At 59.2% G+C, this 18,452-nt stretch carries 18 protein-coding genes; 12 read left to right on the plus strand and 6 right to left on the minus strand.

Annotated elements, in window-relative coordinates; translation table 11 throughout:
- Positions 1 to 40: 40 nt before the first annotated feature.
- Positions 41 to 1,000, plus strand: a complete 960-nt coding sequence (locus tag HHJ16_RS09445; RefSeq protein WP_293642388.1) for a glycosyltransferase family 2 protein — start codon at positions 41 to 43, stop codon at positions 998 to 1,000.
- Positions 1,000 to 1,401 (plus strand): GtrA family protein, encoded by a 402-nt coding sequence (locus tag HHJ16_RS09450; protein ID WP_293642390.1) that lies wholly within the window; start codon positions 1,000 to 1,002, stop codon positions 1,399 to 1,401. Before HHJ16_RS09445 ends, HHJ16_RS09450 begins: the two co-directional genes overlap by 1 nt.
- On the opposite strand, the gene HHJ16_RS09455 is transcribed toward HHJ16_RS09450, so the two are convergent.
- Both HHJ16_RS09455 and HHJ16_RS09460 read right to left on the minus strand, forming a co-directional pair.
- Positions 1,369 to 2,913: a glycosyltransferase family 39 protein gene (locus HHJ16_RS09455; protein WP_293642392.1), complete on the minus strand. Its 1,545-nt coding sequence runs from the start codon at positions 2,911 to 2,913 to the stop codon at positions 1,369 to 1,371. The genes HHJ16_RS09450 and HHJ16_RS09455 overlap by 33 nt on opposite strands.
- Complete coding sequence (locus HHJ16_RS09460) at positions 2,910 to 3,779, minus strand: ChbG/HpnK family deacetylase (RefSeq protein ID WP_293642393.1); 870 nt, start codon at positions 3,777 to 3,779, stop codon at positions 2,910 to 2,912. Before HHJ16_RS09460 ends, HHJ16_RS09455 begins: the two co-directional genes overlap by 4 nt.
- 216 nt (positions 3,780 to 3,995) lie before the next feature.
- Here HHJ16_RS09460 and HHJ16_RS09465 point away from each other — a divergent pair, with 216 nt between their 5' ends.
- The 3 genes from HHJ16_RS09465 (at position 3,996) to HHJ16_RS09475 (ending at position 7,816) form a co-directional block, all read left to right on the plus strand.
- Complete coding sequence (locus HHJ16_RS09465) at positions 3,996 to 4,715, plus strand: haloacid dehalogenase type II (protein WP_293642394.1); 720 nt, start codon at positions 3,996 to 3,998, stop codon at positions 4,713 to 4,715.
- Between the two features lie 13 nt (positions 4,716 to 4,728).
- A complete protein-coding gene (locus tag HHJ16_RS09470; RefSeq protein ID WP_293642395.1) occupies positions 4,729 to 5,529 on the plus strand; it encodes a sulfite exporter TauE/SafE family protein in 801 nt (266 codons plus the stop codon).
- Positions 5,530 to 5,611: 82 nt separating this feature from the next.
- Positions 5,612 to 7,816, plus strand: coding sequence for a malate synthase G (locus tag HHJ16_RS09475; RefSeq protein WP_293642397.1), 2,205 nt, complete (start codon positions 5,612 to 5,614; stop codon positions 7,814 to 7,816).
- A gap of 93 nt (positions 7,817 to 7,909) precedes the next feature.
- On the opposite strand, the gene HHJ16_RS09480 is transcribed toward HHJ16_RS09475, so the two are convergent.
- A complete protein-coding gene (locus tag HHJ16_RS09480) occupies positions 7,910 to 8,467 on the minus strand; it encodes a hypothetical protein (RefSeq protein ID WP_293642398.1) in 558 nt (185 codons plus the stop codon).
- 300 nt (positions 8,468 to 8,767) lie between these two features.
- On the opposite strand from HHJ16_RS09480, the gene HHJ16_RS09485 reads away from it, so the two are divergent.
- The 3 genes from HHJ16_RS09485 to HHJ16_RS09495 all read left to right on the plus strand — a co-directional run bounded on the left by HHJ16_RS09485 (position 8,768) and on the right by HHJ16_RS09495 (position 12,786).
- The gene (locus HHJ16_RS09485; protein WP_293642399.1) at positions 8,768 to 11,236 is read left to right on the plus strand and encodes a DUF1631 family protein; all 2,469 of its coding nucleotides are present in this window, start codon (positions 8,768 to 8,770) and stop codon (positions 11,234 to 11,236) included.
- 219 nt (positions 11,237 to 11,455) lie between these two features.
- Positions 11,456 to 12,292 (plus strand): fused MFS/spermidine synthase, encoded by an 837-nt coding sequence (locus HHJ16_RS09490; protein WP_293642400.1) that lies wholly within the window; start codon positions 11,456 to 11,458, stop codon positions 12,290 to 12,292.
- A 215-nt stretch (positions 12,293 to 12,507) separates the two neighbouring features.
- Complete coding sequence (locus tag HHJ16_RS09495) at positions 12,508 to 12,786, plus strand: hypothetical protein (RefSeq protein WP_293642401.1); 279 nt, start codon at positions 12,508 to 12,510, stop codon at positions 12,784 to 12,786.
- Positions 12,787 to 12,827: 41 nt separating this feature from the next.
- Here HHJ16_RS09495 and HHJ16_RS09500 read toward each other — a convergent pair whose 3' ends face one another.
- Positions 12,828 to 13,418, minus strand: a complete 591-nt coding sequence (locus tag HHJ16_RS09500; protein WP_293642402.1) for a general secretion pathway protein C — start codon at positions 13,416 to 13,418, stop codon at positions 12,828 to 12,830.
- 507 nt (positions 13,419 to 13,925) lie between these two features.
- On the opposite strand from HHJ16_RS09500, the gene HHJ16_RS09505 reads away from it, so the two are divergent.
- On the plus strand, positions 13,926 to 14,651 hold the full coding sequence (locus HHJ16_RS09505; protein WP_293642403.1) for a Crp/Fnr family transcriptional regulator: 726 nt from the start codon (positions 13,926 to 13,928) through the stop codon (positions 14,649 to 14,651).
- On the opposite strand, the gene HHJ16_RS09510 is transcribed toward HHJ16_RS09505, so the two are convergent.
- Positions 14,648 to 14,989, minus strand: coding sequence for a hypothetical protein (locus HHJ16_RS09510; RefSeq protein WP_293642404.1), 342 nt, complete (start codon positions 14,987 to 14,989; stop codon positions 14,648 to 14,650). The two genes, HHJ16_RS09505 and HHJ16_RS09510, sit on opposite strands and share 4 nt — an antisense overlap.
- Positions 14,990 to 15,148: 159 nt before the next feature.
- Here HHJ16_RS09510 and HHJ16_RS09515 point away from each other — a divergent pair, with 159 nt between their 5' ends.
- The 3 genes from HHJ16_RS09515 to HHJ16_RS09525 are packed head-to-tail and all read left to right on the plus strand — an operon-like array spanning position 15,149 to position 17,815.
- On the plus strand, positions 15,149 to 15,481 hold the full coding sequence (locus HHJ16_RS09515; RefSeq protein WP_293642470.1) for a 4-oxalocrotonate tautomerase: 333 nt from the start codon (positions 15,149 to 15,151) through the stop codon (positions 15,479 to 15,481).
- A gap of 13 nt (positions 15,482 to 15,494) precedes the next feature.
- The gene (locus tag HHJ16_RS09520; RefSeq protein WP_293642405.1) at positions 15,495 to 16,982 is read left to right on the plus strand and encodes an MFS transporter; all 1,488 of its coding nucleotides are present in this window, start codon (positions 15,495 to 15,497) and stop codon (positions 16,980 to 16,982) included.
- Between the two features lie 2 nt (positions 16,983 to 16,984).
- Entirely contained in the window at positions 16,985 to 17,815 is an 831-nt protein-coding gene (locus HHJ16_RS09525) for a class II glutamine amidotransferase (protein WP_293642406.1), read from the plus strand.
- On the opposite strand, the gene HHJ16_RS09530 is transcribed toward HHJ16_RS09525, so the two are convergent.
- Complete coding sequence (locus HHJ16_RS09530) at positions 17,781 to 18,428, minus strand: histidine phosphatase family protein (protein ID WP_293642407.1); 648 nt, start codon at positions 18,426 to 18,428, stop codon at positions 17,781 to 17,783. The genes HHJ16_RS09525 and HHJ16_RS09530 overlap by 35 nt on opposite strands.
- Positions 18,429 to 18,452: the final 24 nt, after the last annotated feature.

An 18,452-nucleotide genomic window follows, 5' to 3' on the forward strand; every position in this document is an offset into this window, starting at 1 on the left:
TCTTCTTTTTTGCGTCCCTTTTTTTTGGCATGATGCAGGCATGACGTCCCGCACCTCCACGACTCCCTCCATCTCCTGCGTTATGCCGGCTTTTAACGAAGCGCGAAACCTGAGCATCGGGGTCCCGCAGACCCTGACCGCGCTGCAACAGTTATCGCCCCAGGCCGAACTGATTGTGGTGGACGATGGCAGCAGGGACGACACCGCCGAGGTGATGCAGGGCTTGTGCGCTGACCATACGCAGGTGGTGTACGTCAAGCTGTCGCGCAACTTTGGCAAGGAGTCCGCCCTGACGGCGGGACTCGCGATAGCGCGCGGTGAAACGGTTGTTCTGATGGATGCGGACGGTCAGCACCCCACATCTTTATTGCCTGAAATGCTATTGAAATGGAAGCAAGGTGCCGACGTGGTGTATGCCGTGCGCAAAAGTCGCGCCGACCATTCGGCCTTGCAAGCGGGCTTGGTGGGACTGTTTTACAAACTCATCAACTGGGGCAGCCACATTGAGATTCCGGCCAATGCGGGGGATTTCAGACTGATGGACCGCCAGGTGGTGAATGCGCTCAACGCCCTGCCTGAGCGCAACCGATTCATGAAGGGGTTGTATGCGTGGGTAGGGTTTAACAGCACGGCGATTGACTATGAGCCTTTGCCGCGCGCCGATGGACTCAGCAATTTTGGTTTGGGCGGATCGTTCGCGCTGGCGCTCACAGGCATGGTGGCGTTTTCAACCGCACCGCTTCGATTATTGACCTGGCTGGGACTGCTGCTGGCGACCGCCGCGCTGGGCTACGGCAGCTGGGTGGTACTGGACCATTTCATCTGGGGGATCTCGGTGCCGGGTTACGCCACGCTGGTGGTGGGCATGATGTTTTTGAGCGGCATTCAACTGCTGAGCATAGGCATCCTGGCAGAGTATGTGGGGCGGATTTACGACGAAGTGAAGCAGCGGCCCAGCTATATCGTGGCGCAGCGCAGCGGCCAGGGCCTCGGCGACTAATGCCATTCACGCCCGTGCAGCCCATGGCGAACCCGGTCAGAAGCGGCTTCTGGTTTCTGGTTGTTGGTGCCGCCGCGGCAGTCACCCACCTGGCGGTATTCGCGTTGACGCAGCACCGCATCTGGCCCGAACTGGCAAATGCCACAGGGTTTTTGGTGGCATTTTTTGTCAGCTTTGGAGGCCACCGCCTGTTGAGTTTCCGCGACGCTGGCACCACGATGAACCAAAGCTTTCAGCGCTTTGCGGTAACCGCGCTGGCGGGCTTTGGCACCAATGAGCTGATGTTTGTGCTGCTGCTGCGCGTGGCCGGCTGGCCGTCGCTTCTAGCCTTGTTGGTAGCGTTGGTCGTTGCCGCAGGGCAGACTTTTCTACTCAGCCGGTTTTGGGCTTTCAGGCGTTAACGACGGACCGGGTTCCCCCTGAGGTCGGTACAGCGACCAATCGTTGCCTTTAAATACCAAGGCAAAGCCATCCAACGAATTCTCATGGCGCGAAACCACCCACACCCCGCTTTGCGTCCGTGCCTCTTCCAAAACCTCTGCTGTCTGCAGAACGTCCGCCGCTTGCGGATCAAAATCGGCCCCTTCGAGCAACTCGTGCTGCCAGTCGTCGCCCGGCAATTTGCGCAGTTCAGGCCAGTCCTGAATAACGATCATGGGGGTGCTCGCCTGGCGATAAAACGGCAAATCGTAGGCATAGTCGCCCAGCAAGTACACCGTGTCGGAAGGTTTGGCACCGGCCGCCTCCAGTGCCTGAGCGATATCCAGCGCGCTGTATTTTTTTGAGTAAGCCGCCGCCGCCATGTTGGCAGCCACTGCGAGGCCAAGGCTTGCCACGCACAGTCCTGCAAACAACTTGTTTTGCGTGGCCGGAGTGAGTTTGCTTTTGGTCCTGGCCTGGTCCCAACCCAGCGCCGCCAGCAGCGCCAGCGGCGGCATGACGGGCAACGCGTAACCGATGAGCTTGGAACTCGGAATGGAAAAGAAACCAATGATCGCCAGAACCCATATCCAACACAAGGCGGTCCAGGCGCTGGCTATTGAATTTGCAGCTGCCTGGGGCCGTCTTATTTGGGCTACTGCCTGGTTGATCACAAAAAATATCCACGGAAACAGCAATACGACCAAACACAGCCAGTAAAACCACCAGGGCTGCGCGTTGTTAAAAGTTGTGGCGATAAAGCGGTTCACCTGATGCTTGCCAAACATGTAGGCGAGCATGCCCGGAAACTGCTGCTCGGTAATCCAAAACCACGGCGCAGTAATGACAAGAAACAACGCCAGACCCGACAACCAGGGCAGATACCGAATTTTCTTGAGCTGCCCGGTCCAGACCAACCAGATCAGCACGACCAACCCCGGAAGCGCCACCCCAATCAGCCCTTTGGAAAGCATGCCCAACGCGCAAGCCACGAAACCCCATCGGGCCAGATTCGCATTCGGCTTGTCGCCCGCCATAAAGGCCAGCGCAAAGCACCAGATCGCCACACTGATCCACGCGGCAACCAGCATGTCGTGATTCACATACTGTCCGCCAATCATGAACGATAGGCTGGTACCGAGCATCCACACGGTCCTGCGCGCTATTATTTCAGTAGCAAACTGACGCACACTCAAGTACATGACCAGCAGCATCAGCCCCGCGTGCAGCGCGGGCACCAGGCGCACTGCCCAGACATGCACCCCGAAAGTGGCCATTGAAGCCGCCTCGAGCCAATACAAATAAGGCGGTTTGTGAAAAAAGGGAATCCCGTTCAAGCGCGGGATCAGCCAGTTGCCGCTGTGCAGCATCCAGCGGGCAATTTCGCCGTATCGACCTTCGTCAGGCACGGCCAGCGGCCGCAGAGCCGCAAGTACCAACAGAAATAAAAAAAGGGCAGCTAGCGTCAGCCAGGATTTTCGTTGTTCAGTCACGCCTCAAAGTGTAACTGCGCACCACACGAGAGCACCACGCCGGCACGCCTGAGCGCTTGCGGAAAAGCATCGCTTGCCAGATAGGCATGCTCCCACGCACGTGCCGCACCAATCTTGTCACCCGCCATGGCCCGCGCGGCGGGGTGGCACATGATGACTCCGCCTTCGGGCGAGTCCTGCAACCAGTGCTCCATTAACTGCGCGTAGTGCTTGGCTCCGCCGCTAAAGTCATAGATACCCGCCAGCGCCGGTGCGCAGGCGATGCCGACCGTGTTCGCAAGCCCCGCTAATGCGGGCGCACCCATGCTTGCAATAATTTTTGTCTTAAACGTTTTATCCGCTGCTGCGCCGGTAGAAAGACGAAAGTACGCTCTGTTTTTTATAGCATAACGCTGTTCCACGACAGCGACCAGGGCGTCTCGAATGCCTGCAAACTGCTGCACATGCTGGTGCCCGTCAATATGGTCGGGCGGGCACTGCCAGACTTCTTCGAAGGCATCTAGCTGACGCTCAATCACCGCGCGCGCTGCGGCCTGGTTAAAACCTCCCAGCACGGCTTTCAGCATGGCGCCAGCCAAGGACATCCCGTGCCCGGCAGCGTGTGCAAACGAACTGGTCCAATCCAGATGCAGCCCCACATCGATGTGCCCGCGCACCTTTTGCAATAGCGCGGCATCCCGCGCCCAGCGCGGCGACAACACCATCGCACTGGTAGCGCTGATACGTCCCGCACGTGCCAGCGCAGCAATTCCTCGCGATACGGACTCATTCACCGCGAAGTCGTCGGCACACAAAATCAAGTGCTTCACGACACCGCGGCGGGCGACCCCGGACCCCAAGGCTTTGAGCTGCTGGTGTTTGTTCATGCGCCGAGATTATGCGCATGAAAATCGACAAACGCCCCAAATCAGTTTCCCAGGCGGTTGTACCCGCCCGCCATGCGGATCAACTTTGCCGCTTTTTTGGGAGGGCTCAAGTAACTTCGATCCGGAAAATTAATCCCGACTACACCCAAAAAAGTCACAAATAAAACCATCTGGCGTTAATTAATCCGCTCCCTTGTATCAAATACAGTAGAGCTTATGGAAAAACCTCGTTCTGTGGTGCCTGCCCCAATCCGGGCTGTGTTGTTTGATGCTTATGGCACGCTGTTTGATGTCTACAGCGTGGGCCTGCTGGCGGAGCAGCTGTTTCCGGGACGCGGACCGGCTTTAAGCGTGTTGTGGCGCGACAAGCAAATTGAATACACCCACCTAGTGACCACCAGCAACGGCGGCGCGCACTACCAGCCATTTTGGGATCTGACGCGTGCCGCGCTTCGCTATGCCTGCAAACGCCTTGCACTGGATCTCAGCGTGGAGAGCGAGCAACAGTTGATGAACCAATACCGGCATCTGTCGGCATTTCCCGAAAACAAGGAAGTGCTGCAAAGCCTCAAAGCGCGCGGCATTGTCACCGGCATCTTGTCTAACGGCGACCCGGCCATGCTGACAGTGGCCATCAAGTCTGCTGGTCTGGACGGCCTGCTCGATCATGTGATCAGCGTGGACGCGCTGCACAAATACAAGACGCATCCCGATGCCTACGCCCTGGGCTTGCAGGCCACCGGCTTTGAAGCGCGTCAGATTGCCTTTGTAAGCTGCAACAGCTGGGACGCGCTGGCGGCCACGTGGTTCGGCTACCAAACGCTTTGGGTCAACCGCTACCAGCTGCCGTTCGAAGAGCTCGGCACGTCCCCCGTCTTTACCGGCAGCAACCTCCGCGATGTCCTCTCGCTGCCCGGCCTGGGGCTGTTGCCGTGAAACGCCTGTCGGCATGACGCCCACAGATATTCTGCTGATCGGTGCCGGCGCGTTTGCAGCAGGCGCCGTGAACTCGGTCGCAGGCGGCGGTACATTTTTCTCGTTCCCGGCGTTGCTGGCGGTGGGGGTGCCGCCGGTAGTCGCCAACGCCAGCAATTCCGTGGCCTTGTGGCCAGGCAGCCTCACCGGCGCGTGGGCTTACCGGCGGGAACTGTCGCGCTATAAGCGTTACCTCCTGCCGATGGGTCTGGCGTCGCTAATCGGCGGCATTGCCGGCGGGCTGCTGTTACTCGCCGCCGGTGACGCCCGCTTTGCCGCGCTGATTCCCTGGCTGCTGGCGTTTGCCACGCTGCTGTTTGCTTTCAGTCCGCAACTTTCGGCCGCCCTGAAGCGGGTACGCCAGCACAGCGCCACTAGCCAGCCCGCACCGACTCTTGATCCCCGCCACGGCGCGGGCTCGATGGGCGGCTGGTTGGTGCAGTTGCTGGTATCTGTCTACGGCGGGTTTTTTGGCGCGGGAATGGGTATCCTCATGATGGCTAGCCTGGCGATTGGCGGACATGACGATGTGCAGCACATCAACGCGTTGAAAAATCTGCTATCTGCCATTATTTACAGTGTCACCGTGGTCACCTTCATTGCCGCCGGTGCCGTCAGCTGGCCGCACACCTCGGTGATGCTGGTCACTGCCAGCGCAGGCGGCTACCTGGGCGCGCGCATGGCGCGGAATATTCAGGGACCGTGGTTGCGCCGCGTGGTCATTGCAGTCGGCAGTGCGCTCACCCTTTATTATTTCTACAAAACGCGGGGCTAATTTTCAAGCCGCCCTCCTGCTGCCATTGCGCAGTAGCCCACCCCTTTCACAGGCTTATTTATTTTCGAAAAGGACTCTCTCCATGACCGCACGCATCACCCGTCACCGCCTTCAAGTGGCGACCGAACTCTACCGTTTCATCGATGACAAAGTGCTCCCCGGAACCGATGTTTCCAGCGCTGCCTTTTGGACCGGATTTGACGCCATCGTGGCCGACCTGGCGCCTAAAAACATCGCGTTGCTGGCCGAACGCGACCGGCTGCAAACCGAGCTCGACGGCTGGCACACAGCCCACCCCGGCCCCATTGCCGATATGCCCGCCTACCGGGCCTTCCTGGAAAAAATTGGTTACCTGGTGCCGCAGCCTGCAAGCGTTACCGCCACCACCGCGAACGTCGATGCGGAGTTGGCTTTGCAGGCCGGGCCGCAACTGGTGGTGCCGGTGCTCAATGCGCGTTACGCACTGAACGCGGCCAACGCACGCTGGGGTTCGCTCTACGATGCGCTGTATGGCACTGACGCGATTTCCGATGCGGGCGGCGCTGAAAAAGGTAAGGGCTACAACCCGGCGCGCGGGGCCAAAGTGATTGCGTTTGCGCGCAACTTCCTGGATCAGGCTGCGCCTCTCGCGGCTGGCTCGCACAAGGAATCAGCCGGCTACCGCGTCGAAGGCGGGCAGTTGGTGGTCGCGCTAAAGACCGGCAGCACCGGTCTGGCCGACCCCACCCAGTTTTTGGGCTACCAAGGCGATGCAACAGCGCCCTCGTCGGTTCTGCTGCTGCATAACGGTTTGCACATCGACATCCAGATCGACCGCAGCACCGCCATCGGCAAGACCGACCTGGCCGGTGTGAGCGACCTGGTGCTCGAATCCGCACTGTCCACGATTCTTGACCTGGAAGACTCGGTCGCCGTGGTCGATGCCGAAGACAAAGTATTGGCCTACAGCAACTGGCTCGGCATTTTGCAGGGCACGTTGACCGAAGAGGTGAGCAAAGGCGGGAAGACCTTTACGCGCGGACTCAACCCGGATCGGCAGTACACCGGCGCCGACGGCAAGCCGGTGTCGCTGCATGGTCGCTCGCTGATGTTTGTGCGCAATGTGGGTCACCTGATGACCAACCCGGCCATTCTTTATGAAGGCGGTCGAGAAATTCCCGAAGGCATTCTGGATGCCGTGGTGACCGTGACCATTGCCGTACACGACCTCAAGCGCCAAGGCAAGCCGGGCATCAAAAATTCCCGCGCTGGCTCGGTCTATATCGTCAAGCCCAAGATGCACGGTCCCAAGGAAGTCGCCTTTGCTTCCGAGCTGTTTGGCCGCGTTGAAAAGCTGCTGGGTCTGCCCGCCAACACCGTCAAGCTCGGCATCATGGACGAAGAGCGTCGCACCAGCGTCAACCTCAAAGCGTGCATCGCCGAAGCCAGTGCGCGCGTCGCGTTTATCAACACCGGCTTCCTGGACCGCACTGGCGACGAAATGCACAGCGCCATGCAGGCCGGCCCGATGATCCGCAAGGGCGACATGAAATCCAGCGCCTGGATTCAGGCCTACGAGAAAAACAACGTGCTGGTCGGCCTCGCGTGCGGCCTGCGCGGCAAAGCACAAATCGGCAAAGGCATGTGGGCCATGCCAGACCTGATGGCGGCGATGCTGGAACAAAAAATTGCCCACCCCAAAGCGGGCGCGAACACCGCCTGGGTGCCCTCGCCCACTGCGGCAACGCTGCATGCGCTGCATTACCACCAGGTCTTGGTCTCGGAAGTGCAAAAGGAGCTTGAAAGGATCGCCTCCCAGACCGACCCCGTGGCCGAACGCGACACCATTCTGAACGGATTGCTGCACATTCCCGTGGTTTCAGAAGCCAAGTGGTCTGCGGTCGAAAAGCAGCAGGAGCTTGACAACAATGCGCAAGGAATACTGGGCTACGTGGTGCGCTGGATCGACCAAGGCGTGGGCTGCTCCAAAGTCCCCGACATTCACAACATTGCCCTGATGGAAGACCGCGCCACGCTGCGCATCAGCAGTCAGCACATGGCCAACTGGCTGCACCATGGCGTCGTGACGCACGCACAGATCAAGGAGACCTTCGAACGCATGGCCGCCGTGGTGGACGGCCAGAACGCGGGCGACCCCCTCTACAAACCGATGGCGAATCACTTCGACACGTCCGCCGCCTACAAAGCTGCGTGCGATCTGGTGTTCAAAGGCTTAGAGCAGCCCAGCGGCTACACGGAGCCATTGCTGCACGCCTGGCGCCTGAAAGTGAAGGCGGGCACCGCCTGACCGGAGCGCCACGAGTTGCTATGAGTGACTACAAATCAAATAGCTGCTTGTGGTTCTCAAACAAGCGCTGGCGTCTTACTGGGTTGTAAAAACTCAGAGCTCGCTGGCGTCCACCTGCTGGCGCTGCTTGATCACTACCCGCAAGCTCGGGTGGTCCGGCTTACCGGAGCGAAACAGGATCACATCCGCGCTGGCGGTGACCCATGAAACCGTATCCGCCCCGGTGCCCGGCGTCGTTCCGGAAGAACCCAATTCGGGTCCCAGTTTAGACCGCAAGGATTGCACGAGGCTGGCGTAGATTGCCGCGGTGGCTGCTACGTCGCTTCCCGAACCGGCGCCTGGACCAGGGCTGAGCAACACCAGATCCATTTGCTCCAGTTTTTGGTGCCCAAAAAACAGGGTCTGCTCAAAATGCGCGCCCTCGTACAGCACATCAGCCATGCGCAAAGTTCCGAGAGCTCCCGACGAGAGCCGCCGGGGCGAACGGACTGGATGGGCGTCTACCCGCGCGGAGGCCAACTGTTGGCGGCTCATCCCCAACAAGGCCGTGTTTTCAAGCACCGTCTGCGACCAGGCGCTGGAGCTTGCCGCCAATGCGATAGCCAGCAAAACGAGCAGGCGAAACCGTGAACTGAACAACCCAAAAGACATCAATTTATAGTCCATCCAGCAAAAAAATTGTCCCACCAACTGAATTTTACGACCGCTTAACTATTCCCCTGATTACTTTAATTTTGCGGAAAAAGCGTGCAGCCAAAGTGCAGAAGCGTACAACGCGTATGTAAAGGTCTGCACATTGCACTAATGGAACCAAGCTCAGTGGCAGCCTTCCCCAAAAACGCCAGGACCATTGATGTCCTTCACTAAACCTAAAGATGACCTGCGCCAGGAAAGTCCCACACCCTTTGTCCAGCCGTCATCATCACGCTTTTCCTGTACGCTTCGATGCAGATGACCTTGCAAGCTGACGCGCTCCAATCTTGCCTTCAAAAGACGGCCAAGGCGGCCCGGTTCTTGATCGAGCGCTGCGTGGACGACGCGGTGGCCGCGCTTCAGGTGGCAGAAGCCCAGACCATGCGGGTAGCCGATCGTGATGAACTGGGAAGAGCCTGGCGTGAGTTGCTGAAGTACAAGCCGGCATGGAGCGTTCAGTATCCGCTCGACTTGCTGGCGAGTTTCAAGGCCAACGTGGTGGCAGCCGCCCAGACTGCTGGCGCGCCCGCTGAGGCCTTTGCACCAGCTCAGTCGTCTGGGTTCATGGGTCTATCAACGGGCGCGGATTTATCGCACACCGCGTTGTCGCTCGTGGCGGACGCCGAGGTGTCACAGGCGATTGAGTCGTCGCGATTGCTGCAGCAGGTGTTGCCTTCCGTGGAACACATCCTGGCAGAACTGAACACGCTGATCAGCACCTTGCAGGGCTTTCCCAACGTTAGGCCAGAGCTCAATCCTTTGCGCCCGGATGTCTTTTCAGAACGGCTTCGCAAGTTGGTTTTTAAAGCAGCGGTAGAGCCGGCCATCGCTTCGTTGTGGATCCGTTATCTGGCACCGCCACTGGGTCGGGAGCTCAAGCGCTTGTTCGAAGGAGTTGTCCGGCAGCTCGAACGGGACAACGTACGCGGTGCGATCTATCGGGTGCTTCCAACGCCCGACAGTGCACCCAGGAGCCGTACGCAGGGCAGGGACGACGAAGGCGCTGCATCAGGCTTTGAACCTTGGGACCGCGACACCGACCGCAGCCAAAGCGCTGATCTGTCCGGCGAGCCTGCCGCACGACCGCCGTCTCAGTACGCCGACCTGTCCGACCGGGCAATCAGGGACGAGTTGTTTCAGGCGTTTTTGCTTCAGGGTGGTAACAATACCCACCACGGACTGACGACCTCCTATTACGAAACAGTTGAAAAGGAGCTGCTAGCCCTGCAATCAGCGCCGGAATCAATCTCTGCCGAGCTGGCTGAGCCCGGCGCCGCTGCGCCCCTCGCTACTTCACAGCTTCTGGTTGAAGAACGCGGCGAGCTGAATTCGCAAATCTGGGGACGCTACGCACACTTCCGAGAGCGCGCGGTGATGCGAACGCAGCTTGAAAAAGAAGCTCTGCGCGTGAGCCAGGTGCTGGGGCTGGAGGTGGTACGCAAGCTGGTGAGCCAGGTGGCCCAGGACCCTCGGCTGTTGGTGCCGGTGCGGCAGGCCATTGTGGCGCTGGAGCCTTCGCTGCTGCGTTTGGCCATGGTGGATCCGCGCTTTTTTAGCGATGAGGGCCACGCGGGTCGCCGTTTGATGGAGCGCGTGGCGCAACGCAGCTTTAAATACAACGATGCGTTCAGCCCCGAGTTTCAAGCTTTTTTTGAACCGGTGACGCGCGCTGTCAATGCCCTCAACGGGCAGACGATTCAAAATACGCAGCGCTTCGATAGCGCGCTTGCCGCGCTGGAATTCAACTGGGACAGGCAGGACCAGCACGAGGTCGAAAACCGCAATAGCGTCCTTCAAGTCTTGCGCTTTGCGGAAGAACGTCAGACGCAGGCCGACCAGATTGCACTTACTCTGAGTACGCGTTCAGACCTTAAAAAGGTGCCTGGCCTGGTGCTTGATTTTCTGTTTGATACGTGGGCGCTTGCCATGGCCCATGCCCGGCTCATCGACACCCGAAATCAGATCGACCCGATGGGCTTCGGCTCGGTAGTGCCCGACCTGATCTGGAGCGTCAAACAGGACGTGACGCTGAAACAGCCCGCCAAGCTGATCAAAATGATTCCGGGACTGCTAGGCCAACTGCATGCCGGACTGGAATTGCTCGGCCGGGAGCCACACACCAGCGAGGCGTTTTTTGAAGGTCTGATGGACTTGCATCGGCCGGTGCTCAAGCTACGCCGCGTTAAAAGCCGACGTGATGCGCAAGAGTCGGGCGCGATGCCACTGGCGCCTGAACAGCTTGCGGCAACTCTGGAGCAGCGCCGGGCTAAAGCGGCGGCGTCCCCCTGGCTGCGTCGCAATGACCTGGAGGCAGCCGGCTTTGAAGACACCCTGCGCACCGTGTCGGGCGAAAACGCCACCGGCCCGGTTATCGAGCCACCCGGAGCGCCTGCTGAAACGCCGACGAACTCACCCGACCTTGCTTTTGGCGCCTCGAGCCCGGCCATCGCGCAGACCGAAGCCGAACAGATACTGCGCAGCTTGCAGGCCGGCGACTGGGTCGACTTGTATTCCAGGCGCCACTGGCTGCGCGCCCAATTAATTTGGGTCAGCGACAAAGGCTTGCTGTTCATGTTTGTGAGCCATGGCGGCCAGCCGCACTCCATGACCAAGCGGAGTGGCGAGCGCCTAATCCAGGCGCATCTATTGCGTCCGATTGTGTCGTACGGCGTGGTCGCCCAAGCGCTGGGGAAACTCGTTAAAGGGGCTCTGTCCTTACCCCCTTAGCGCTCGCTCTTCGTGCAAGCAATAAACTAAGGGCTGACTTGACCTTGTATTTATCCAGCCTTATGTTGTTTTTATTCCCAGAAAATCCGCGCGCAGCCACGTCTTGCGGTGTGACACCGAAAGGCGGTGGGGAGCCAGCTGTCTGGCGCTCATCGTGACACGTTTGAGCGCTGCCTGGCGGCCCGGATTACTTCCATTCCGCGCAGTGGCGGGATCGCGATGAAGCCCACGTCCACCGAACCCCCGATCGGGCCGATTGAGCCGATATCCTCCACCGACTTTCAGTCGCTGCAGTACATCAAACCTTTTGTGCTTGACAACGGCGCGGCCAAATCCTTGCACTTCACCTTGGGTGAACTGCAAAGCAGCATGCTCGTGCGGCGGCCCTGGCGCCTGGAAGTCGACTACACGCGAACCATGATGGGGTTTCTGCTATTCAAGCCTGGCCCGGCGCACATCGGCATGATTGGCTTGGGGGGCGGGTCACTGGCTAAATTTTGTTACCGGCAATTGCAGGACAGCAAGATCACCGTTCTGGAGATCAATCCGTATGTGATTGCGCTGCGGCAGGAGTTTCTGGTGCCGGACGATGACGACCGGTTTCAGGTAATCGCTGCTGATGGCGCGCTTTATGTGCAAACCCTGACCGCCAGCTTCGATGTGCTGATGGTTGATGGCTTTGACCATGAAGGACAACCCGCTGCCTTGTGCTCGCAGCGTTTTTATGACGACTGTTTTACGGCATTGGCCGACGACGGCTTGCTGGTGGTCAATCTGCATTACGACCATCCGGATTACGCTGTATTTGCGTCTCGTATTTGCCGCAGCTTCAGCGGCAATGCCGTCGAGGTTCTGATCGAAGACAAAACCAACTGCATTGTGTTCGCATCCAAAGACCAGGCGATTTCTCCGCGCAACATGAGCCTGCCGAAAAGCTTGTCGAGTCTGGATGGCGAGGCCCGCATGCAACTCAAGTCGGAGCTGGTACGGATTGCCTGGCAGATGAAAAACCTGGGCAAAGGTAGCACCGACCAGGCCCGCGCAGGACTCGAATAGCGCTTTTCCATTACAAGCGGCTGAGTGCACCTGGCACACGCCTCCGGCGCCTCGAAAGTCTCCTATCATTGACCGTGACGAAGCGAAATTCGAGGAACTTGCTGACGCTGCAAAAAGTGGCTGCCCGCCGCCCCGTGTATCGCCCAGTGTTCCGGAATCACTCTCTTCGACGCACCGCGCACCAAGCCAGTAGACCAACAAACGAAAGCTTAACCATGGACTTGAAAACAAACTTCTCTTTTGAGGTGCAGTACGCTGCACAGTCAGACACCGCCAAGGCGGAACGCGATGAAGTGATGAATTCCCTTGGGCCTTCTCTGCAAAGATTGTTTGCTGCCGACGACAGCGCGGCCACGGTCGTGGTGAGCGACAGTCACAAGGGGAGTGACAACCGAATTGTGGAGCTGGTGACGACACTGCAAGACGCGCAGATTGCGAAAATTCTCAAGACATTTTGTGATGAATGGGGCGTGATTGTGAATGCGCTCGAATAGCTTGCCCGGTACCTGACCCGATCTCGCCATCAGCGCCGTCGTCAGGGGCTGCGACGCTCCTCGCGTCGGATGGGCGCTGGCGGCAGCCGCCGCGCGTCGGTTCTGGGGGGCGGACTGGTCCGGGTAATTTGCCCTACCGTCGCGGGAGAGGCTGCAGAGACACCCGCAGGTAAGGAAGTGATCAAAGTGGCCGTCTTGTAGGCAGGCAGCGATAGCATCACTCGCCCAGCCCCCTCCGGGTCATCGGCGAGCGTGGCATCGCGTTGGCCGACCGCTTTGAGCACATACCCGGGCGCGATTCGGGCACCCACAACGAAAGGCCGTGCTGGTTTACCGTCGACCGAAATCAGCGCAGTTCCCTCGCCCGCCGCGCTGGCTATAACCCCTGCCAGCGCGAACCTTTCAGCCGCCCCGGGCATGAGGCCAGGCGCCTTTGAAGACGATCCACCCAGCAGACGCGTGATGGCAAGCTGGCTGGCGGAAGCGTCGTTGATTGACGTTACAACAGCGACTTCGGGTACGACAACCCGCGCAGTCCGGCCACCCATGCGCAATCCCCAGTACACCGCGCTGGATGCGACCAATGCCCACAAAAGCGCAGTTATCAAGCGCAATGCCCATTTGCTCTGCATTCGCAGATTATCCCTGAACGACGCCATACTGACGCCCGTTGGCGACGGTCTTTTGATCGCTTTTGACAGGAGATCGCGGCCTGGCCACTGCCAAAGTTTGCTCGGCTGACTGAGCAGACGGGCGCGCCGGACCCCAGCGCCTGATCCGCGCGTTTGGAAGCTGCATTTGCCGTGTAACGACAAGTCAACCAAACCTCACATTTATTTACTTTTCTTAAAATGGTTCACAGGCGCCGGTGACCGCCGAAGGTGGCCGTTCCACACGTCAGCGCGCGCCTGTAAAAACGCCGGCAGCTGTCCATTTGACGCGAAGCCGACGACGAGGGGTTGACCCTCGCGCAGGCTTTATGCGGGCCGGAACAGGTTGACGAAGGCGCGCCCCGGTGATTTAATTTAGGGGCCTCCGGAGCCGCTTCAGGGCTTCGTTTATTGGCCTGAGGAAGACTGCAGACTTGCCCGTATTTTTTGTCCAAGCTTTCCTGTCAGACCCCAGCCAAAGAGGTGCGCTTGCCGATACAAAAAGATCTTTCTCTCGCAAACCGGTTGATCTCCGCGTTACCGGCACGCGAACGCGGACTATTTCTCGAACAAAGCGAACTGGTGGAAATCAGGCTTCACAATGTTTTGATTGAGCCGGGCGAGGCCCCCGCTTATGCCTACTTTCCGGTGGACAGCTTCGTGTCCGTAGTGCTTCCGGTGGAAGACGCCCCTAACGTCCAGGTCGCGCTGGTGGGCAACGAAGGCATGTTTGGCACGGGTCTCGTGCTCGACGTAGCCACCTCAGCGTTTATCAGCGTGGTTCAACGCGCCGGCCGAGCTTATCGGATTGATCGCGACGCGCTGCAGCAGCGGCTGGATAGCGATGCTCCTCTGCGGCGCGTCCTACACCGCTATGTCGCTGTGCGCCAGAGCCATTTAGCCCAGCAAGCTGTCTGCATAAACCAGCATTCGGTCAAGCAGCGCCTGGCGCGTTGGCTGCTGATGATCCGCGACCGTGCCCATTCCCGCGAGCTATTTGTCACTCACCAAGTTTTGGCCATGATGCTGGGTGTACGGCGAGAAAGCGTGACACGGGCCGCCAATTCCTTTGAACAACGCGGCCTAATTAGCTACAGCCCGGGCTACGTGATGCTGCTGGATGAAGCCGCGCTTCAAAGGGTCACCTGCAGATGCTACCAAGTCGATTTGACCGTGTACGAGCACATACTCGGAATCCACCCTGTCACCGTTTAGGCTTGCCACACCCCATACCCAGAATCCCGCAGGCCGATGCCCAATTCCACTTCCATGTCGCGCGCAGCGTCGTAAGGCATGGGATTGAACATGGCGTAAAGCCGCGGCAGCAGACGCACGCCAAATTCGCGGGCGAAGCGGTTGGATTGAAGGCCTGCTTTGTGCTTGTCAAATCGAACGTCGGGGTCCAGCCCTGTCATGCCGACGTACACAAAAGGCAAGCCGGGCTGATAGTCGGGATTAGCGCGACGGAACCGGGCGACTTCCCATACCTCGGGCGCGAGTTCAATCACATACACGCTGTAATGGTGACTTCGCGGTGGCGTTGGCAAGGGCATGGGTGCTTCGCCAGGTTTTTTGCGTACGCAGGGGTGGCCGATTCAGTTACTGTAGAAATAGTAGCTGACAAGGCCCTTCGAGATTAGCCTCAAGCGACTATTTTCTTTAAAACAATTTGCGGCTGCTTAATAGCAATGAGCCTTCCTGTACGCGCTTGTATGCGCTCGTTTGCACCGGACCGCCTCGACAAACGGGTAAATTCGTTTCTTTTAAGCACATGGATTTCCCCAGGCGATAGCACGCCGGTACACGCTTCCTTTTATGATGAGTCCCTTTCCACCGCCTCACAAAAGAAAACCATGCCCACATACCATATAGAAATGATGGAAGGCCGGACTGTGGAACAAAAGCAGAAGCTGGCCGAAGCCATCACCCGGGTTAGCGTAGAGATTCTCGGCGGCGAGCCCGATTCGGTCGACATTCTCATCACCGATGTCAAACGCGAGAACTGGGCGACCGGGGGCAAACTCTGGTCAGAGCCGAGAGACTGAGCCCGGAAACTCCTTGAACACTTCGTCCTCCCTTCTTGAGTTAAAGGCGCGCTACGGCCCGCGGTATCGCTGGCTGTTGCTGCTCTCGGTGATGCTCGGCACCATGGCCTCCATCATGTCTTCGACCATCGTCAATGTGGCGATCCCCGACATGAGCCGTCATTTCATTCTCGGTCAGGAGCGCGCCCAGTGGGTCAGTTCAGGCTTCATGGTGGCCATGACGGTTTCAATGCTGACCACGCCCTGGCTCCTGGCGCGCTATGGCTACCGCCGCACTTATGTCGGTACGATGCTGCTGCTGATGGTCGGCGGACTGATGGGCGGGCTGGCTAACAATTTCGCCTTGGTGCTGAGCGGGCGCGTTGCGGAAGGGCTGGCAGCGGGCATCGTGCAGCCCATTCCGGCCATCATCATCATGCGGGCCTTCGGGCCTCATGAACAAGGCCGGGCCAGCGGCCTTTTCGGCATGGGCGTGGTGCTGGCGCCCGCCATTGGCCCCAGCATTGGCGGCGTACTGGTCGACATCTTCGGATGGCGCGCCGTTTTCTTCCTGGTCATTCCCTTTTGCCTGGTTTCGCTCTGGATGGCGTACCGCTATGTGCCAGTGGCGGCGCCCGGCGGGATGCTACCGAACCGCAAAGGCGCGGGGATCGACTGGCGCGGCCTGCTGCTAGGCACCGTGGGCACGCTGTGCCTGTTGAACGGGATGGTCCAGCTGCACAGCGGCAACCGCGGTGAAGCTGGGACACTTCTCGGCGCTGCCCTGACGACCCTGCTGGTGTTTGTCTGGTGGCAGCGCCGCATGACCACAAGCGGCGGCGCCCCGTTAATGAACCTGGCACTCTTTGGCTACCGCCCCTTCGCTATGGGCAGCGTGGTGGCTTTCATTTACGGCACCGCGCTGTTTGGTTCAACCTACCTGCTGCCGATGTACTTGCTGCTCGGCCTGAACCTGTCTGCGTCCCATGTGGGAACCATCCTGCTGCCGGCGGGTCTGGTGCTGGCCGTCACCATCTTCGGGGTCGGTCGACTGGCTGACAAAAAACCGACCTGGCTGCTGGTCAGCATCGGACTGGCTTTGCTGGCCGCCTCGTTTGCACTCATGCTGACGGTGACCCTGACTTCGGGATTGTGGCTGCTGGTCATGTTGGCCACGCTGGGACGCATCGGGCTTGGTTTTATCCTGCCTTCGCTCAACCTCGGTTCACTTCGGCCGCTGCATGAGCACCTGCTGGCTCAGGGCGCAAGCGCCATCAACTTTCTACGCATGCTGGGCGGTGCGATCGGCGTCAGTCTTTGCGGGATTGTGCTGGAATGGCGCATCGCCGCGCATGGCGATTCTTTTGCCAACGCCAGCAGCAGCCCCGCACGTCTGGCCGCCTTCAACGAAACTTTTTTAATGCTCGCCGGCTTATGCGCACTGGCGATGGTGGCGGCCTGGAAACTTCGTGTTCGGGTGGCCGCGAAAGGTCTGCCACCCAAACCCTCCGTAGAAGATTAAGCATGTGCCAATTGCTCGGCATGAACTGCAACACGCCCACGGATGTGACCTTCAGTTTTCGGGGTTTTGCGCAACGTGGCGGCCACACCGACCAACATTCCGACGGTTGGGGTATTGCTTTTTTTGAAGGTGACGGCAGCCCAGGCGGCGACAAGGGCCTACGCCATTTTGTGGACCACCAGTCAGCCTGGGAGTCCCCGGTGGCGGAGCTGATTCGGCGCTACCCGATTAAAAGTCGCAATGTCATTGCGCACATCCGCAAGGCAACACAGGGTCGCGTCGCGTTAGAGAATTGCCACCCCTTCGTGCGCGAGCTGTGGGGCCGCTACTGGGTATTTGCGCACAATGGGGATCTCAAAGATTTCTCGCCACGGCTGCATGGCAGCTTCAAGCCAGTCGGCTCCACTGACAGCGAACGCGCTTTTTGCTGGATCATGCAGGAACTGGCGAAATCCCACGCCGGCGTTCCCAGTGTGGAGGAGCTGAGCCTCACTCTGCGAGAGTTGTCGGCACAGATCGCCGGATTCGGCACTTTTAACTTTTTGCTGAGCAACGGCCAGGCATTGTGGGCCCACGCGTCCACCAGCCTGTATTACGTCGAGCGGCGCCACCCGTTTGCCCATGCAACCTTGAGCGATGAAGATGTCACCGTCAACTTTGCGGAGCAGACCAATCCCACCGACCGCGTGGCGCTGGTAGTAACCGCGCCGCTCACCACCAACGAGTGCTGGGCGGCATTCCAAGCGGGTGAGCTGAAGGTATTTGTGGGTGGCGTGCTGGTTGTATCCGGCAAGCCGCTTACGGCTTCAGCGCTGCTGCCAAAGGGCAACTGAGACTCTGGTCATTGAGTTGCTGACGCGCCAACGCAAAAAACGAGGTCGTTTGGCCGTTGCCGCGCCGCACGGTGACGACGTAAATGCTGTCGAAATCACTGCCTTTCCAACTCGGCACTTCGCTCACCGGACCATCCATCCGCTTCAACATGGTCCTGACCATCTCTTCAAGCTTGTGGTGTTCCCAGGCCACCAGCACAACCGCATTCTGATAGCGCGGAGCCGCCAACTCCTGCTGCAAGGCATCGATGTCGGCGTAGCCGAATGAGGTGTTGATGGGGAGGCCCAGTTGTACCGCCGTGGGCGCGACGGTCAACAAGGGCCGCACATAGTTGTAAGACTGCCCGCCATCGGGTTTTTTCTCATGCGGGTCGGAAGCAAAGACAAAATCCGGCTTGCCGAACTTGGCCAGTAGCACGGCGGGTAAGGCCAGGGCGCGGTTGAGCCCTTGACAGTTGATCTGTCCCAGGCCCTGAGGCGGCTTCTCGCCGTGGCGGATAAAAATAATCGTTTCTTCGCGGGACTCCCCCAGTGAGGCCGACCAGGACGACACAGGCATCAGCACGCAGCCCAACAACGCGCATTTTAAAATAACTCCTGTGCGCAGCGTCATGGATTGAAGCCATGAACCCGCCAA

It is taken from the genome of Polaromonas sp. (genome assembly GCF_012927485.1).
Lineage (GTDB): Bacteria > Pseudomonadota > Gammaproteobacteria > Burkholderiales > Burkholderiaceae_C > Polaromonas.

Bases quoted from the DNA above. Each gene is read 5' to 3' on its own strand.
- HHJ16_RS09445 (WP_293642388.1), top strand. From the start codon at position 41: ATGACGTCCCGCACCTCCACGACTCCCTCCATCTCCTGCGTTATGCCG.
- HHJ16_RS09450 (WP_293642390.1), top strand. From the start codon at position 1,000: ATGCCATTCACGCCCGTGCAGCCCATGGCGAACCCGGTCAGAAGCGGC.
- HHJ16_RS09460 (WP_293642393.1), bottom strand. From the start codon at position 3,779: ATGAACAAACACCAGCAGCTCAAAGCCTTGGGGTCCGGGGTCGCCCGC.
- HHJ16_RS09465 (WP_293642394.1), top strand. From the start codon at position 3,996: ATGGAAAAACCTCGTTCTGTGGTGCCTGCCCCAATCCGGGCTGTGTTG.
- HHJ16_RS09470 (WP_293642395.1), top strand. From the start codon at position 4,729: ATGACGCCCACAGATATTCTGCTGATCGGTGCCGGCGCGTTTGCAGCA.
- HHJ16_RS09475 (WP_293642397.1), top strand. From the start codon at position 5,612: ATGACCGCACGCATCACCCGTCACCGCCTTCAAGTGGCGACCGAACTC.
- HHJ16_RS09480 (WP_293642398.1), bottom strand. From the start codon at position 8,467: ATGTCTTTTGGGTTGTTCAGTTCACGGTTTCGCCTGCTCGTTTTGCTG.
- HHJ16_RS09485 (WP_293642399.1), top strand. From the start codon at position 8,768: ATGACCTTGCAAGCTGACGCGCTCCAATCTTGCCTTCAAAAGACGGCC.
- HHJ16_RS09490 (WP_293642400.1), top strand. From the start codon at position 11,456: ATGAAGCCCACGTCCACCGAACCCCCGATCGGGCCGATTGAGCCGATA.
- HHJ16_RS09495 (WP_293642401.1), top strand. From the start codon at position 12,508: ATGGACTTGAAAACAAACTTCTCTTTTGAGGTGCAGTACGCTGCACAG.
- HHJ16_RS09500 (WP_293642402.1), bottom strand. From the start codon at position 13,418: ATGCAGAGCAAATGGGCATTGCGCTTGATAACTGCGCTTTTGTGGGCA.
- HHJ16_RS09510 (WP_293642404.1), bottom strand. From the start codon at position 14,989: ATGCCCTTGCCAACGCCACCGCGAAGTCACCATTACAGCGTGTATGTG.
- HHJ16_RS09515 (WP_293642470.1), top strand. From the start codon at position 15,149: ATGCGCTCGTTTGCACCGGACCGCCTCGACAAACGGGTAAATTCGTTT.
- HHJ16_RS09525 (WP_293642406.1), top strand. From the start codon at position 16,985: ATGTGCCAATTGCTCGGCATGAACTGCAACACGCCCACGGATGTGACC.
- HHJ16_RS09530 (WP_293642407.1), bottom strand. From the start codon at position 18,428: ATGACGCTGCGCACAGGAGTTATTTTAAAATGCGCGTTGTTGGGCTGC.